The following is a 14,813-nucleotide window of genomic DNA, read 5'->3' on the forward strand; positions in this document are numbered from 1 at the left end:
GACGCAACCGCTTTTGGTCCTAGGTTTCGGCCGGACGTCGCAGGTACCCTGTCCCGGTACACACAGAACCGGACCCCGCCAACGAGACTGGCGGGGTCCGGTTGCCTTGTAGCTAGGAGATGGTGGCCTTGAGGAAGGCCGTCCACTCCATCCCACCTGCCTCAAGGTAGCCCAGGTGGCGATTCTTCGTGTCACGGATACCGGTGACCGGACCTTCCGCGACCTCGACGCAATCCCCACCACGCCCGTCGCTGTGGGATGACTTGTGCCAGACCCACTCTTCTCTCATTTCATGCCCTTCGCTAGGTCTTGGATCAGCTCGATGGACTTGGCTGGCGACAGAGCCTCGGCCTGCAACGCCCCGAACAGATCAGTCATCTCCTCAATCTCATCAGCCTTATCGAAGGCAGTGCCCCCCAGGGTGTGTTCCATGCGCACCAACTTGCGGTTGTCACGCATGGTCATGAGGCGGAACGGTGAGCACAGACCGCAGTGCTTCCGAACTTCGTCAGGGATGACCTGAAACCGGATCGTATCGTCCTCGGCCAAGCTGACGATGTGTCGCAGCTGCTCGGCCATGATCTCTTCGTTGCCAACGACCCTGTCAACGACGATCTGATCCACGACAAACCAGAGGATGGGTCGCTGCGGCCTCAGGTGCGGCAGCCTACTCACACGTACCTTGACAACCTCCTCGACCTCCTCCGGCGTCTTCTGTACTTGCCGAGCCGAGACGAGCACGCGTGTGTACTCAGCTGTCTGGAGCAGGCCGGGGACCAGGATGGAATGGTACTCGCTGATCTTCTTGGACCGGAGTTCGGATTGTAGAGCGTCCTTGAACCACGGCAGGACGTCTTTCTCCTCGACCACGTCCAACCATTGTTGCAGGAGCTCTCCTTCAGTAGCGAACAAGGTGTCCAAGTTACGAACATGCTCCCTCAATGGGGCTCTTGTTGCTCGCTCCATGTGCCCGATCATGCCCGCACTCAGGCCGAGTTCCTCGCCTACCTCAGCCAGAGTAAGCCCAGCTCTCTTGCGGCGCTGTCGAAGTTCCCCGCCGAGCGGCATCCATTGTTGTAGCACCTTGTCACCCATAACTACAGCTAACTACAAAGCAGTACCCACCACAACACCAGCACTACATTGAATCCCAGTCCAGTTGTATCACTAGCGCGCTGAACAGCGGGTTGCCATAGTTCACGTCAGGCGCCTAGCACCGGTGCCTTGTTCAAACCGAACAGGCATGGTCAGCTCAGTGATTCTTCGTCTGGGGAGATGTGGGGTTCCTGAGCTGAACGGCCATCCCACGGGTGTCACGGCCCATGGGGTGGCCACCCTGAACACCCCGCCCTTGACCGGGTGGGAGAAACGTCGGCCCGCCCAGCTCGGAGGCAAAGGGCGGGCCGACCCCCAGAACAAAATAGAGCCCCGGTGACCGAAGTAGAGAGCGGTCGCCCGGGGCAGGCCCCCACCCCGACAGCACCGAGGTGAAGACGAATGCAGCATACCGCCCCCAAAACCCCACGCACCAGGCCAACTCAGGAACGCCGCGCGACCTTCAACGGCACCCCCGAAGGCGTCACCGACGCCCGCAAGTGGGCCCTCGCCGCCCTCAACAAGCCCGGCTGGGGCATCCCCAACCCCGACGACTTCGCCCTCGTAGTCAGCGAACTCGCCACCAACGCCCTCGACCACACCCACAGCGGCAGGGGCGGGAAGTTCACCATCCGCCTCGCCCTCCACGAGGACCACATCCGTGTCACCGTCCGCGACGCCGGACCCCGCCAGGGCCGTACCCCCACCCGCCGCACGCCTCAGCTGACGGCCGAGCACGGCCGCGGGCTCGGGATCGTGGACGCGCTCTCCAGGTCGTGGGGGGTCGCGACCATCGGCACCGGGGTGTACGCGGAGGTGACCCGATGACCGTGCTGACCCTGTCGATGGTCCCCTACCACCAACAGGCTCCGAGGCCGTCGACCCGCGCCTTGCGGGCACTCACCACCATGACGAAAGTCCTGGTCCAGTCGGGGTACACCCCCGAGGCCGACCACGCCGAGTGGTCCGTGGACGCCCGCCTCTACCAGAATCGGTACTGGGAGAACGACCGCCCCGTGGGACACAAGCCCGTCGCCGCTGTCTGCCTGCGCCTGCACCAGCCCGGCCCGGACGCCCTGTGGTGGACCTACGAATACCCCGCCCGGCCCCCGGACGAGTGGGCGACACCAAAATCCGCGAGCAGCGTCCGCCGCTTGGCCGTGCTGGGGGACGCCACGTACCCCGTGCGCCCCCAGGACCTCGCGGTCGTCGACTACATGATCACGGGGAGGTCCACGTGATCCGGAGCAACCTCCTGCCCCAGATCAACGACCTGCGCGCCCGATATGCCGACCTTCGGTGGCGGGCGGCGACGACCGGGCCGGGGTTCGTCCTCACCCAGGGCCGCGACCACACCGGCATTACTTACGCGCTCACCAGGTTGGGCGGGCACACCGACATCCTCTATTCGCTGGACGATGTCGCCCAGTTCCTGGACCAGCACACCACCCGCTGAACCAGTGACCCGCCGACGCACCCCTACCGCCGTCCACACGGTGGGGTTCCTGCAAGGCCACACCTCGGGGTCCGTCCACTGACGCGGCGGACCCCGGGCACCAAGCACACCAGAAGGAACCCGAGTGACCACCCCACACGACCCGATCCGTGACCTCGAGCAACTTGCTCTCGAGGTCCGGTGATGTACCCGGTCCGTCTCCCCCCGTACATGGACTGGGCCGAGGCCCAAGCCCCTCGGGTGATGGCCGACCGGCAACGCCGAGCAGCCGCCACCCGCTCCGGTCTCGCGGTGCTGCACAGGATCGCCAACCCCAGCGAACAGGCCGAGCAGGAACTCGCCGACGCACAGATGGCCCAACTCGCGGTGGGCGTCCGCCAGCTCCTCGCCCGCCTCCCGTGAACCGGTGTGGTGGTGACGCACCTCCTTCGGACACCCCCGGCGAGGATTCCGCCACCGCACCACCCACAAACCGCACCCGAGCCGAACGACGATGGGACCCCCGATGGACATGGACCTCAAAGCGCTTCTGGTCGAGGTCGCCCACCACCTCAGGGCCGACCCCGCCTCGATCACCGCGTCCGCGCCACGACGACGCCGCAACGAGATTCTGGCCACCGCCCTGCTCAGCGCCACGGAGGACGACCCCGCAGCCGTTCTGGAGGAGATGGAGGAACAGCTGGACCAGGCCGCCGCGCCGGGTGAGGCAGCGTGCCCCCCTGCGTGGCGCCGAGTGCTGGTGTCCGCGTAGCCAGCGATGCACCAGGGCCACTGCTCCGCGGGATCGGTGGCCCACCCGAACTGCCGCGCCCCCGAGGGGCACACCAGCGGGAGCGCGGCTCCCTTTCCCGGAGCCCGGACAAGGGAGCGGGCTCCGGGCATGTGAGGGACCGGCTGGATGACGGCGTGCCTCGGAGTGGAGACCACGCACGCCGCGAATGGCCCTCACGGGGGCCGAGGGGCTTCGACCTTTCACCCTCGGCCCCTCACCCACCGCCCTCTCCGACCCCGGACCAGTCCATGAGGAGACCCGATGACCCGCCGTGCCATGAGGACCACGTCCATCTGGGACACCCTCAACCAGGCGAGAGGTGCCCGGTTGACCCGTGACGAGTACCGGACCGAACTCCGAGGCGTGCGCACAGCCCCCTCCTCGGCCGGGATCGCATGGCGGGTGGACACCCTCTCCACCCGCCTGCCGCACGACCCCGCTTGGGAGGCCTGGCAGGCAGGACGCGAGCAGGAAGCGTTCGAACGGCTCAACGACGACCTCCCCACGCTGCGGGCCGAACTCCGCGCGCGCCGTTTGGCCGGGGTCGCCCTGCGCCGTATTGTCATCGCCCCGGTGATCATGGGCGGGTACAACGCGTTCGCCCTGGAGGCGGTCAGACACCTCGCCCGGCTCGGCGAGAACGTGCGCGTCATCAGCGACGAAGGGACTCGGATACCCGAGGTGACCGTGTACGGGGACACCACCTGGCGGCTGTGCACGACACCCGACCAGATCGCGGACGGCGCCGTGCACCTGGACGGCCCCGCCGTCACCGAGCACGCCCGAGTGGGCCTCGGCAGGCTGTGGTCGCACGGCCAGGATCTGCTCGACCTCGACCCGCCTCTTGAACACCGGTGAAATTCACCTGTTCATTGCCTGTACGGCCGCGAGGGCCCTCGCTTCAGTGAGTCGAAGGCCCTCGCGTCGCCCTGGCGAGCGAGCTCAGCAGTTCCGCGCGAGTTCGATGCCGATCGCGACCACCCCCAGGGCTTCACGCTCGGGCGGGTAAATCTCCCGGATGTTACGAAGCTGGTCTTCGCGGGACGCGGTCGGATTGACCGACGAGATCGGTTCGTGGTCGAACATCTCATCGAAGTCCGTGTAGCGGGCTACCCGGGTGATCCGCGTGAGCACTTCCTCGTCGCGGCACTTGAACCGCAACAGGTCGCCCTCCTTGAGCCGCTTGCGGGATGAGTCGTTGACCCTGATCTCGGTCGTCAACGTCCCGGGAAGCTAAGCCTTCGTGGAGCGCTTGGAGGCCCCCACACCAGCAGTGGCCTTGCCCGCGGTCCCGGGCTTCTTGATGATGCCGACCTGGGTCGGGGCCCCGCCCGTGGTGGTCACGTTCGTGTGCTCCGGGTTGTCCGGGAACTGATCCGCGTGGAAGTTGTCGAAGGAGTAGAAGACCAAAGGCTCCGACACGAGGGTTCCATCGCCACGGACCACCTGGAGCGAGTTGGTCGCCACCCACAGCGCCCCGGCGTGGTTCGCCGGAACATTGATGCTCACGTTGTCAGCACGCGTTTCCAGCTTCTTGGTGGACCTGCTACGCGAGAAGCCCAAGTCCAGACTCAGGGTCGTGGTGACAGAGGCGGTGACCACACCGATGGAGAAGCCGCCAGTTCCCGCATACGAGAACCCGGTGTTGACGCTGAAGGCTTGGGCCTCTTCCTCCTCCACCCCTGTGGTCACCGTGGTGCCGACGTTCTGGGCGGCGTCGGTGGTGTTGTTGAAGAACTTCAGCAGGGTCCAGGATGCCCTGCGCTCCACCCGGTAGAACGGCGAGTTCGCCAGCTTCCACTCGGTGGACCGCTCGTCGTCCTTGACCGCCTCGAAGGGAAGCCACGCGGCGTTCGTGAGCAACTCGGGGGTCATGCCAGCCGGGGAGGTGCGACCTTCCAGCTCCGGCTGCGGTGGCCGGACGTTCTTGTCGGAGGGGACCGGCAGGCACAGCACACGCATCTCAGGCAAATGCTTGGGCTGATCGGTGGACGTGTGGGCGACGTAGGTGTTCGGCGCGATGAGCACGTGGGAGCTGTCAGGGCTGTCGACGTACTTCGGGGGCGCGTTGTTGCGCCACACGCTGACGTCGTGCTTCGTGCCCAGTCCCTGGCCGGTGAAGACGGGTTCGTCCGAAGCCACCGCACGGTAGGTGAGGTCCTCGCGAACGCAGGCCACCGCGTCCAGCGGTGGCTTGTCGTAGGAGTCGTTGGAAGCCGCCAGGCCCATGGCCACGTAGCCCTCAGGCGGGATGGGGCGCCACAGGGAGCACTTGTACCTGGCCCCGGAGCCATTGTCGTCCCAAACCAGCTCGTAGTCGACCGGGTCGGCCAGGGAGGGCTCGGGGCGCGCGGCAGGAACGGTCGGGTTCTGCCTCACACAGATGGCCACGACGTGTTCGTCCACCACATGCACCCCCGCGTGCGGGAGGTTCTTGGAGCCCCACCCCGGGATCGCGACCGTGCCCAGCGCCCGATAGTTGTCCGGGATGTTGGGCTGCCAGAAACCGACCGGCTTCTGGCTTCGCGAGCCGCCGTCGTGCCAGTACTCGGTGAAGTTCTCAACATGGGTAACGAAGAGCTCGCCGAACGACTTCGCGTTCTTCACTCTGCCGCCTTTCTGAAGTAAGCCGGGGGATGTCCTAGTTGAAGAGGGGTCTCCTCCGCTGCTCTTGGCAGCCCTCCTGTCATGACCCCGAGGCACCCACGAAAACCACCAACGACTGATGGGGCCTATTTGGTCGAGCACAAAGCGTGATCGAGTGCTTCATAGTTGATCAATTCGCCAAGGGAAAGGGGCGTCCGTGAGGCTTCGCTGCACAGGACCAGAAGGTCACTCACCCACGAGTTGCCAACTACCGTTCACCATCGATGCCCCAGGGTGAATTCCACACGCTGGAGATGACCACGGGACGGACTGGGCGCTCAGACAACAGCGCGAGCGGCCCGGCGCCCTAGGGGTGCCGGGCCGCACTCGGCTCAGCACTTCCCGGAGTTCAGCGTCTTCTGTAACTCTCTGGTCGTCTCGGGCCTGGGTCCCCGGGCCAGGCAGTCCGTCGACTGCGGACCCGGTCCTTGTAGTGGATCACTGGCCCATCCCCGCGTGCGCGGGGCTCACGGCGACCTGTTGGGGGTCATGGGGGTGAACCTTTCTTCAAAACCTGACTGACCAGATCGGGCCAAAGGGATGACATGGAAATACAGGAATGAAATTCTTCGGTGGCCCGTCTTCCAACGACAGGACCGTCTTGAAGTTTCACAATTTTGTCCTCATATGGGCGCTGCTCTTGTGGTTCATCACCATTTGGATGCTGCTGGCCCCACCCCCTCAACCCGCCATCGTGCTGGAAACGCCTCGCCCTGATTGCCCATCCACGAACCTCTACACGTACCGAGAGGGGGTGGCCTTGGTCCAGGATGAGATATGCATGAACGCGCGGGCCCGGTCCATGGTGATGGCGCTGATCCCGCTGACTGCTTCCGTGCCGCTCTGGGCGCTCTGGGCGCGATATGCAGCGAGTCCTACCAAGTCGGATCTGAAGGCGGACCGAGACAAGCCAGTGCTGTAACGCCACCCTCACCACGCGGCGGCCTGCTGGGTCATGGGGGTGGTCGGTCCATCCCCGCGTGCGCGGGGCTCACGATGCAGGAGGGCCCGGCCGGTTTCGGCCGGGCGGTCCATCCCCGCGTGCGCGGGGCTCACATGCTCCGCGAGCGGCTCTACCGCCTCACCGCCGGTCCATCCCCGCGTGCGCGGGGCTCACCGAGCAATGACCAAAGTCACGGCCGCGTCAATCGGTCCATCCCCGCGTGCGCGGGGCTCACCGAGCGATCTATCCGGTTATCCCGCAGACCGTCGGTCCATCCCCGCGTGCGCGGGGCTCACGCTCGGGCGGACCATCCCAAAGCGTCCGGTGACGGTCCATCACCGCGTGCGCGGGGCTCACCAGTACGCGTCCCTGCCCACGACGTGGCCCTCCGGTCCATCCCCGCGTGCGCGGGGCTCACTTCCCCGCCGGACCAGGTGGGGACCGCTTCGCCGGTCCATCCCCGCGTGCGCGGGGCTCACGTCCGCTCACCCCCCACGGTTTGCAGGGTGATCGGTCCATCCCCGCGTGCGCGGGGCTCACAGCGAGACCATCTGTGCGGGTCGGCAGACGATCGGTCCATCCCCGCGTGCGCGGGGCTCACGGCATGGAACAGGTCGTCGACGCCGACTACGACGGTCCATCCCCGCGTGCGCGGGGCTCACTTCTGGCGGACGAACGTGAAGTCCATGCCCACCGGTCCATCCCCGCGTGCGCGGGGCTCACATGGACGACGACAGCGGTCAGCTGGGGCTGAACGGTCCATCCCCGCGTGCGCGGGGCTCACATGGACGACGACAGCGGTCAGCTGGGGCTGAACGGTCCATCCCCGCGTGCGCGGGGCTCACGCCCTCGGTGCGCGGGGGGTACTTCTGGCCCGCGGTCCATCCCCGCGTGCGCGGGGCTCACCGGAGGTATGCCCTCCGCGCTGACCTCCTCGGCGGTCCATCCCCGCGTGCGCGGGGCTCACGCTTAATGACCTGCGACAACGCGGGCCGTTATCTCCGCTTGACCTTCACAGCCACACATCTAATGCACATGATGTCAGAGGCCGGGGCCCTGGGACCCTCAGTCCCCAGCCCCAAACCCCGGCCCCCACACCATCAACTCCTCTGGGGAAGACTCCGGCTTCGACCCCGGAACTCCGCGACAACCTGGTCACCCCGACGGACCGTGACGTCGTAGACGCCGCTGCGCCCGAACCGAACCCTCTCCTCGGCGGTCGCCACCAGCAGATCCCCCTCCTTGGTGGGGGCCACGAAGGTCACGTCCGCGCCCGAAGCCACCGTGACGTCGCCGCCGTCCAGGTTGCACGCGCAGGCGAAGGCGGTGTCGGCGAGCGCGAACACGAACCCGCCGTGGGTGATGTCGTAGCCGTTGAGCATCAGCGGCCCCACGACCATCTCCACCACCGCGTACCCGTCGCGGGCCTCGACCAGGCGCATCCCCAGTCCCTTGGAAGCCCGGTCGGCCTCGAACATCCGCCACGCGGTCTCGTTGCGTCCCTCGGACGCGGCACCGCTCACGAGTCGAAGTCCACGGTGACGGTGTCGGTCTGTGGCAACGACTGACACGCCAGCGCGTACCCGGCCTCAACCTCGGCGGGGGTGAGCGCGTAGTTGCGGCGCATCTTCACCTCACCGTCACAGACCTTCACCCGGCAGGTACCGCACACCCCACCCTTGCAGGCGAACGGCAGGTCGGGACGGTAGCGCTGCGCGGAGTCCAGCACCGGCACACCCTGGGGCAGTGTCAGAGTGGTCGTGCGGCCGTCCAGCACGACGGTGACCTCGCTGGCCGGACCCTCGACCTCGGGCTCCTCGTGGCGCGCCTGGGGCGGCGGCTCCGCCCCCTCGACGAAGAACAGCTCCTGGTGGACCCGCTCCCCCTCCACACCGTGCCGGGCGAGGACCTCCTGCGCGTCGGTGACCATGCCGTAGGGCCCGCACAGCCACCAGTGGTCGACCGCGTCGGCGGCGATGATGGTGGACAGCAGCGCGTCCAGCTTCGCGCCGTCCAGTCGGCCGGTGAACAACTCGGATTCACGCGGCTCGCGGGAGAGCACGTGGACGAGCTCGAACCGGGGCCCGAACGAGTCCTTGAGGTCGGCGATCTCGTCGGCGAACATCACCGTGTCGCTGCGGCGGTTTCCGTACAGGAGGGTGACGTGCGAGTCCGTGCGGCGCAGCAGGGACGCCGCCATGGACAGGACCGGCGTGATCCCCGAACCGGCTGCCACGAGCACGTGGCGCGCGGCCTGGGTGAGGTCGGGGCTGAACCGACCGGTGGGCACGCCCACCTCGATCTCGAAGCCCGGCTCGACCTCACGGACCAGCCAGCTGGAGAACAGTCCTCCGGCGACCAGGCGTACCCCAACGCGGGGCGCCTCCCCCACGGCGGAGCAGATGGAGTAGCTGCGCCGCTCCTCCACGCCGTCGACCTGGCGGCGCAGGGTCAGCGACTGGCCGGGCGCGAAGGCGAACTCCTCGGTCAGGTGATCGGGGACGTCGAAGGTGACCGCGACGGCGTCGTCGCACAGGCGCTCGACGGCGGCCACGCGCAGCCGGTGGAACGCGGCGCGGCCGCGCACCTGGGCCCCGGCGGTCTCGGTGACGGGTGTGGACACGGTCAGATCTCCTTGACGTGCTCGAACGGTTCGAGGCAGGACCGGCAGCGGTGCAAAGACTTGCAGGAAGTGGAGCCGAACCGGGACAGTTCCTCGGTGTCGGCCGCACGGCACAGCGGGCAGCGCGGCACGGTGCGGGTGGGCATCAGGATGAGCGGAACGGGCCCCGCCTGCCGCTTGGGCGCACCGCCGGGGGGTGAGATGCCGTGCTCGGTGAGCTTGCGTCGGCCCTCGTCGGTGATCCAGTCGGTGGTCCAGGCCGGGGAGAGCGCGGTGCGCACCTCGACCCGGTCGAACCCGGCGGCGCGGACGGCGCGGTCCACGTCCACCCGCATCTCCGCCAGCGCGGGGCACCCGGAGTAGGTGGGCGTGATCCACACGGCGGCGGTGCCGTCCTCCTCCACGGTGGCCTCGCGCAGGATGCCGAGGTCGGCGAGGGTGAGCATGGGCAGTTCGGGGTCGGTGACCGCGGCGGCCGCATCCCAGAGGAGCTGCCTGGTGTCCGTGGTGGTTACCATGTCGCCTCCGGGTGCTCCCGGGCCACGCTCTGGAGCTCCTCCAGCAGCGGGGCGAGGTGTTCGGTGTGCTCGCCGTCGCGTCCGGCGACCGCCGGTCGGGGGAAGGCTTCGGGTGCGGGCAGGGTGGCGGCGGTCAGCACCTGGGTGAGGACGTCGTGGACCTCGTCGCGCACGGAGGCCGGGTCCACGGCCACACCCTGGGCGGCCAGCGCCGCTTCGAGGGGGTGAGTGGCGAGGAGTTCGCCGGTGAGCGGCCACACGTCGGCGATCGCCGCGCCCATGCGTTCGTGGGAGTAGGGGGTCCCGTCGCCCAGGCGCAGGGTCCAGGCCACGGCGTACTCGCGGTGGTAGGCCAGCTCGTTCACGCCCTTGGCGGCGATCGCGGCCACCACCGGGTCGGCGCTGTCGGCGAGCCGGGTGAACAGGGCCAACCGCCAGGAGGAGAGGACGAGCAGCGTGGCGATCGCGTGGGCGAAGTCGCCGCGCGGGGCCTCGGTGAGGCGCACGTTGCGGAACTGCGCGGGGTCCCGGTGGTAGGCGAAGGCGTCCTCGTCACGGCCGGTGCCGTCGGCCTGTCCGGCGCGGGCCAGCAGGAGCCGGGCCTGGCCGAGCAGGTCCAGGGCGATGTTGGCCAGCGCCACCTCCTCCTCCAGTTCGGGGGCGTCGGTCACCCACTGGACCAGGCGCTGTGACTGGACGAGCGCGTCGTCGCCGAGCATCTGGCAGTAGACCGCCAGGTCCGCACCGTCGACCCCGGCGGGCAGGGTGGTGTCCACGCCCGCGAGCGCCTCGGTGAAGCCGGTCCCGAAGGCCCAGCGGGCGTCGCCGTCGTGCTCCTCGGTGAGTCCGGTGAAAATGTTCTCGCCACTCATGCTTGTCCTTGAAGAGTCGTGCCGACCGTGGTCCCCCTAGATGTGCGGGACGTCCTCGGGGATGGGGTAGAAGGTCGGGTGGCGGTAGACCTTGTCACCGCTGGGCTCGAAGTAGGGGTCCTTCTCGTCCGGGCTGGAGGCCGTGACGTCCTCGGCGAGCACCACCCAGATGCTCACCCCCTCGTTGCGGCGGGTGTAGAGGTTGCGGGCGTTGTGCAGCGCCATGGTCGCGTCGGGGGCGTGCAGCGATCCCACGTGCACGTGGTTGAGGCCGCGCTTGCCGCGGACGAACACCTCGTAGAGGGGCCACTCGGGGCGAGCCGGGGTGGCGTCGTCGTTCCTGCTCATACCGTGGCCTCCTGCTGCTTCCTGGCGTAGGCGGTGGCGGCCTCGCGGACCCACGCGCCCTTCTCGTGCGCGGCGCGCCTGCGGGAGACGCGCTCGGCGTTCTTGGGGCCGTTGCCCTTGATGACCCGCTTGAGCTCGTCCCAGTCCGGGGTACCGAAGTCGTGCTGGCCCCGTTCGGCGTTCCAGACCAGTTCGGGGTCGGGCAGGGTGACTCCGAGCTTCTCGGCCTGGGGAACGGTCATGTCGACGAAGCGCTGGCGCAGGTCGTCGTTGGTGTCGATCTTGATGCCCCAGGTCATGGACTGCTGCGTGTTGGGCGATTCGGCGTCGGGCGGGCCGAACATCATCAGGGACGGCCACCACCAGCGGTCGACGGCGTCCTGGACCATCCGGCGCTGGCCCTCGGTGCCCTCCATCATGCGCATGAGGAGTTCGTAGCCCTGCCGCTGGTGGAAGGACTCCTCCTTGCAGATGCGCACCATGGCGCGGGCGTAGGGGCCGAAGGAGGTGCGGCAGAGCGGGACCTGGTTGCAGATCGCGGCGCCGTCCACCAGCCAGCCGATCACGCCCACGTCGGCGTAGCTCAGCGAGGGGTAGTTGAAGATCGAGGAGTACTTCTGGCGGCCCTCGATGAGCCGCTCGGTGAGGTCGTTGCGGTCGACTCCGAGGGTCTCGGCGGCCGCGTACAGGTAGAGGCCGTGCCCGGCCTCGTCCTGGACCTTGGCCAGGAGGATGGCCTTGCGGCGCAGGCTGGGCGCGGAGGCGATCCAGTCGCCCTCGGGCTGCATGCCGATGATCTCGGAGTGGGCGTGCTGGGAGACCTGGCGGACGAGGGTCCTCCGGTAGGCCTCGGGCATCCAGTCACGCGGCTCGACGCGCTGGTTGGCGGCGATGCGGGCGTCGAACTCCACCTGGAGTGCCTCGTCCGCGCCGGGGGGCGCTTCCTGGGCCGTGGTCGGCATTGATCAATCCCCATTCATAACCGAACGTTCGGTCAGTAATTAGTATCCCCGGATTCGGGGGTCCGACGCAAGTCCCCGGACCCCCGAATCGGGGCTGGTCACCTTGTTCGCGCAGGCCCTCGCCCCGGCACGAGACGTGTTCCGGCGCCGGACGGCAGAACCGGACCCGTCACCGGCCGGTGAACGTGGGCTTCTGCTTGTTCAGGAAGGACGAGACCGCACCGACGTGGTCGGCGGTCACCCCGAGCTGGTTCTGGAGGTCGGCCTCCTCCTCCAGCAGTTCGGGCAGGTCGCTCTGACCATCGGCGGCCGAGCGCACCTCGCGCTTGGCCGCCACGAACGCCGCCGTGGGCCCCGAGGCCAGCTGCGCGGCCACCTCGCGGGCGCGCGCCTCCCAGTCCTCGTCAGCCACGACCTCGGTGACCAGGCCCAGCTCCTGGGCGCGCGCGGCACCGAACACCGTGCCCAGCAGCATCAGTTCCATCGCACGCGCCTGGCCCAGCGAGCGGACCAGCCGGAGGGCAAGACCGGAGTCCGAGGCGAGGCCGATCCCGGTGAACGCGGTGCCGAACTTGGCCCTGCCCGCCGCCACGCGCACGTCACCGGCGAGGGCGAACCCCAGCCCGGCTCCCACGCAGGCACCGCCGATCCCGACCACCACGGGCACCTGGATGCTCTCCAGCGCCAACACGATCCGGTTGTAGTGCTCGCGCACCGTGGTCAGCGCCTGGTCCGGGGTCTCCTCCAGGATCCGCGCGTGCTCGGCCAGGTCCTGGCCCAGGCAGAACGCCCGGTCCGACCCCAGGAACAGCACCGCCCGCGCGGTGGTGGACTCCGCCGCCCGGGTCACCGCCTCCAGCAGCTCCTCCTTGGCCTTCCGGGTCAGCCCCGGACGGTGCAGCCTGATGGTGGCGAGCCCGTCGACCTCGCCGAACTCCGCGGCCCTGTCCTCACTCACGCCTTGTCTCCCTTGTCCCAGAGGTGGAATCCCTCGCCGCTCTTGCGGCCGAGCCTGCCCTCGGCGACCTTACGGCGCAGGAGCTCGGGGGGCGAGAACCGGTCCCCCAGTTCGCTCGCCAGGTGCTCAGCGATGGCCAGGCGCACGTCGAGTCCGACCAGGTCGGTGAGCTTGAGCGGGCCCATGGGGTGGCGGTAGCCGAGCTCCATGGCGGTGTCGATGTCGGCGGGCGAGGCCACACCCTCCTCGACCATGCGGATGGCCTCCAGGCCCAGCATCACGCCGAGGCGGCTGGTGGCGAACCCGGGGGCGTCCCGGACCACGATCTCCGTCTTGCCAAGGGCCCCGACCCAGCCGCGCACCGTCTCCAGCACAGCGGGGTCGGTCTCCGGCGCGGTCACGATCTCCACGAGCTTGGAGGCGGGGACCGGGTTGAAGAAGTGCGTGCCCAGGAACCGACCGGGGCGCTTGAGCGCGGCGGCCAGCTCGGTGACCGACAGCGAGCTGGTGTTGGAGGCCAGCACGGTGTCCTCGCCGACGGCGGCCTCCGCCGCGGTGAGCACGGCGATCTTGAGCGCGGGCTTCTCCGTGACGGCCTCAACGACCAGCCCGGTGTCGCCCGGGAGGTCCGAGGCGTCGGTGACGGTGCTCATGCGGGCCAGGTAGGCGGCGGGCTCGGCGTCGATCTTGCCGCGTTCACGGGCCTTGTCCAGCCCGGCGCGGACCCGCCCCAGCCCCGCCTCGGCGGCCTCGGCAGTGGCCTCGACCAGCACCGCGCTCGCCCCAGCCATGAGGAACTGCTGGACGATTCCGGCGCCCATGGTGCCGCCGCCGATGACGGCGACGGTGTCGGGCACGCCCTGCGGGGTGATCTCGCTCAACGCTTCTTCCTCTCCAGGAAACGGGTCATGCGGTCGTGCTTGTCGGCGCTCTCGAACAGCACCGCCTGCGTGAGGTCGTCGGCCAGGGGGTGCACGCCCTCGGCATCCAGCACCAGCTTGGTCATCCGCAGCGCCATGGCCGAGGAGGCCACCATCCGGTCGACCAGGGCGTGCGCTCGCTCGCGCAGCTCCTCGGAGGGGACGATCTCGGCGACCAGGCCGTGGCGCAGCGCGGCCTCGGCGTCCAGACGGAACCCGCCCAGCAGCACCTGCTTGGCCACCGAGGCACCGACGAGCTCCTTCAGGCGCCAGCAGGCACCCGCTCCGGCGATGATGCCCAGACCCGGTTCGGGCTGGGCGAACACGGCGGTGGGGGTGGCGATCCGGATGTCGCAGGCGTAGGACAGCTCGGCGCCGCCGCCCAGGGCGAAACCGTCGACGGCGGCCACGGTGGGGGCCTGGAGCCGGTGCAGGCGTTCGAACAGGCGGCTGTTGATCCCGGCCAGTGCCTCCTCACGGCCACGTTCACGCAGCTCGGAGATGTCGGCCCCGCCCGCGAACACGGTGCCGTGGCCGGTCAGGAGCAGGGGTCGGAGGTCGGCCTCGATCCGGGCGCACACCTCGTGCAGCTCGGCGATCATCCGTCCGTTGATGGCGTTACGGGCCTCGGGGCGGTGCAGCTCGACCACCACGCGGTCCTCGCGCCAGTCGACGCGCAGGGTCTCGAAGTCCATGGGCT

General features: G+C 68.7%; 19 protein-coding genes and 1 CRISPR repeat array. Of the genes, 6 read left to right on the forward strand and 13 right to left on the reverse strand.

Annotated features, from left to right (window positions below):
* Window positions 1–112: 112 nt before the first annotated feature.
* Window positions 113–289, reverse strand: a complete 177-nt coding sequence (locus KBX21_RS05875) for a DUF397 domain-containing protein (RefSeq protein WP_210841259.1) — start codon at window positions 287–289, stop codon at window positions 113–115.
* A complete protein-coding gene (locus tag KBX21_RS05880) occupies window positions 286–1,095 on the reverse strand; it encodes a helix-turn-helix transcriptional regulator (protein WP_210841260.1) in 810 nt (269 codons plus the stop codon). The genes KBX21_RS05875 and KBX21_RS05880 overlap by 4 nt, the downstream gene beginning before the upstream one ends.
* A gap of 402 nt (window positions 1,096–1,497) precedes the next feature.
* Here KBX21_RS05880 and KBX21_RS05885 point away from each other — a divergent pair, with 402 nt between their 5' ends.
* The 6 genes from KBX21_RS05885 (at window position 1,498) to KBX21_RS05910 (ending at window position 4,181) form a co-directional block, all read left to right on the forward strand.
* The gene (locus KBX21_RS05885; protein ID WP_210841261.1) at window positions 1,498–1,923 is read left to right on the forward strand and encodes an ATP-binding protein; all 426 of its coding nucleotides are present in this window, start codon (window positions 1,498–1,500) and stop codon (window positions 1,921–1,923) included.
* Window positions 1,920–2,336 carry a hypothetical protein gene (locus KBX21_RS05890; protein WP_049568965.1) on the forward strand — a complete coding sequence of 139 codons (417 nt, stop codon included), beginning with the start codon at window positions 1,920–1,922 and terminating at the stop codon, window positions 2,334–2,336. Before KBX21_RS05885 ends, KBX21_RS05890 begins: the two co-directional genes overlap by 4 nt.
* Window positions 2,333–2,551 carry a hypothetical protein gene (locus tag KBX21_RS05895; protein ID WP_210841262.1) on the forward strand — a complete coding sequence of 73 codons (219 nt, stop codon included), beginning with the start codon at window positions 2,333–2,335 and terminating at the stop codon, window positions 2,549–2,551. Before KBX21_RS05890 ends, KBX21_RS05895 begins: the two co-directional genes overlap by 4 nt.
* Window positions 2,552–2,734: 183 nt before the next feature.
* Window positions 2,735–2,953 (forward strand): hypothetical protein, encoded by a 219-nt coding sequence (locus KBX21_RS05900; RefSeq protein ID WP_210841263.1) that lies wholly within the window; start codon window positions 2,735–2,737, stop codon window positions 2,951–2,953.
* A gap of 109 nt (window positions 2,954–3,062) precedes the next feature.
* A complete protein-coding gene (locus tag KBX21_RS05905; protein ID WP_210841264.1) occupies window positions 3,063–3,302 on the forward strand; it encodes a hypothetical protein in 240 nt (79 codons plus the stop codon).
* A 282-nt stretch (window positions 3,303–3,584) separates the two neighbouring features.
* Complete coding sequence (locus KBX21_RS05910) at window positions 3,585–4,181, forward strand: DUF6879 family protein (protein ID WP_210841265.1); 597 nt, start codon at window positions 3,585–3,587, stop codon at window positions 4,179–4,181.
* An 84-nt stretch (window positions 4,182–4,265) separates the two neighbouring features.
* On the opposite strand, the gene KBX21_RS05915 is transcribed toward KBX21_RS05910, so the two are convergent.
* From KBX21_RS05915 to KBX21_RS05965, 11 genes are all read right to left on the reverse strand, one after another.
* The gene (locus KBX21_RS05915; protein ID WP_049568980.1) at window positions 4,266–4,544 is read right to left on the reverse strand and encodes an ASCH domain-containing protein; all 279 of its coding nucleotides are present in this window, start codon (window positions 4,542–4,544) and stop codon (window positions 4,266–4,268) included.
* 12 nt (window positions 4,545–4,556) lie between these two features.
* Window positions 4,557–5,930, reverse strand: coding sequence for a Vps62-related protein (locus KBX21_RS27075; protein WP_210841266.1), 1,374 nt, complete (start codon window positions 5,928–5,930; stop codon window positions 4,557–4,559).
* 1,005 nt (window positions 5,931–6,935) lie between these two features.
* Window positions 6,936–7,879: a CRISPR direct-repeat array (repeat unit 29 nt; unit sequence CGGTCCATCCCCGCGTGCGCGGGGCTCAC).
* 133 nt (window positions 7,880–8,012) lie between these two features.
* Complete coding sequence (gene paaI, locus KBX21_RS05925) at window positions 8,013–8,390, reverse strand: hydroxyphenylacetyl-CoA thioesterase PaaI (protein WP_210841420.1); 378 nt, start codon at window positions 8,388–8,390, stop codon at window positions 8,013–8,015.
* Window positions 8,391–8,431: 41 nt separating this feature from the next.
* Window positions 8,432–9,535: a 1,2-phenylacetyl-CoA epoxidase subunit PaaE gene (gene paaE / locus KBX21_RS05930; RefSeq protein WP_210841267.1), complete on the reverse strand. Its 1,104-nt coding sequence runs from the start codon at window positions 9,533–9,535 to the stop codon at window positions 8,432–8,434.
* A gap of 2 nt (window positions 9,536–9,537) precedes the next feature.
* On the reverse strand, window positions 9,538–10,053 hold the full coding sequence (paaD, locus tag KBX21_RS05935; protein WP_210841268.1) for a 1,2-phenylacetyl-CoA epoxidase subunit PaaD: 516 nt from the start codon (window positions 10,051–10,053) through the stop codon (window positions 9,538–9,540).
* Window positions 10,047–10,925, reverse strand: a complete 879-nt coding sequence (paaC, locus tag KBX21_RS05940) for a 1,2-phenylacetyl-CoA epoxidase subunit PaaC (RefSeq protein ID WP_210841269.1) — start codon at window positions 10,923–10,925, stop codon at window positions 10,047–10,049. Before paaC ends, paaD begins: the two co-directional genes overlap by 7 nt.
* A 36-nt stretch (window positions 10,926–10,961) precedes the next feature.
* Complete coding sequence (gene paaB / locus KBX21_RS05945; RefSeq protein ID WP_049568999.1) at window positions 10,962–11,273, reverse strand: 1,2-phenylacetyl-CoA epoxidase subunit PaaB; 312 nt, start codon at window positions 11,271–11,273, stop codon at window positions 10,962–10,964.
* Entirely contained in the window at window positions 11,270–12,235 is a 966-nt protein-coding gene (gene paaA / locus KBX21_RS05950; RefSeq protein ID WP_049569002.1) for a 1,2-phenylacetyl-CoA epoxidase subunit PaaA, read from the reverse strand. The genes paaB and paaA overlap by 4 nt, the downstream gene beginning before the upstream one ends.
* Window positions 12,236–12,404: 169 nt before the next feature.
* Complete coding sequence (locus tag KBX21_RS05955; RefSeq protein ID WP_210841270.1) at window positions 12,405–13,193, reverse strand: enoyl-CoA hydratase/isomerase family protein; 789 nt, start codon at window positions 13,191–13,193, stop codon at window positions 12,405–12,407.
* Window positions 13,190–14,074, reverse strand: a complete 885-nt coding sequence (locus tag KBX21_RS05960; RefSeq protein WP_210841271.1) for a 3-hydroxyacyl-CoA dehydrogenase family protein — start codon at window positions 14,072–14,074, stop codon at window positions 13,190–13,192. The genes KBX21_RS05955 and KBX21_RS05960 overlap by 4 nt, the downstream gene beginning before the upstream one ends.
* On the reverse strand, window positions 14,071–14,808 hold the full coding sequence (locus tag KBX21_RS05965; RefSeq protein WP_210841421.1) for an enoyl-CoA hydratase/isomerase family protein: 738 nt from the start codon (window positions 14,806–14,808) through the stop codon (window positions 14,071–14,073). Before KBX21_RS05965 ends, KBX21_RS05960 begins: the two co-directional genes overlap by 4 nt.
* Window positions 14,809–14,813: the final 5 nt, after the last annotated feature.

This window comes from Nocardiopsis sp. B62 (genome assembly GCF_018070675.1).
In the GTDB taxonomy this organism is placed as follows: Bacteria; Actinomycetota; Actinomycetes; order Streptosporangiales; family Streptosporangiaceae; genus Nocardiopsis; species Nocardiopsis prasina.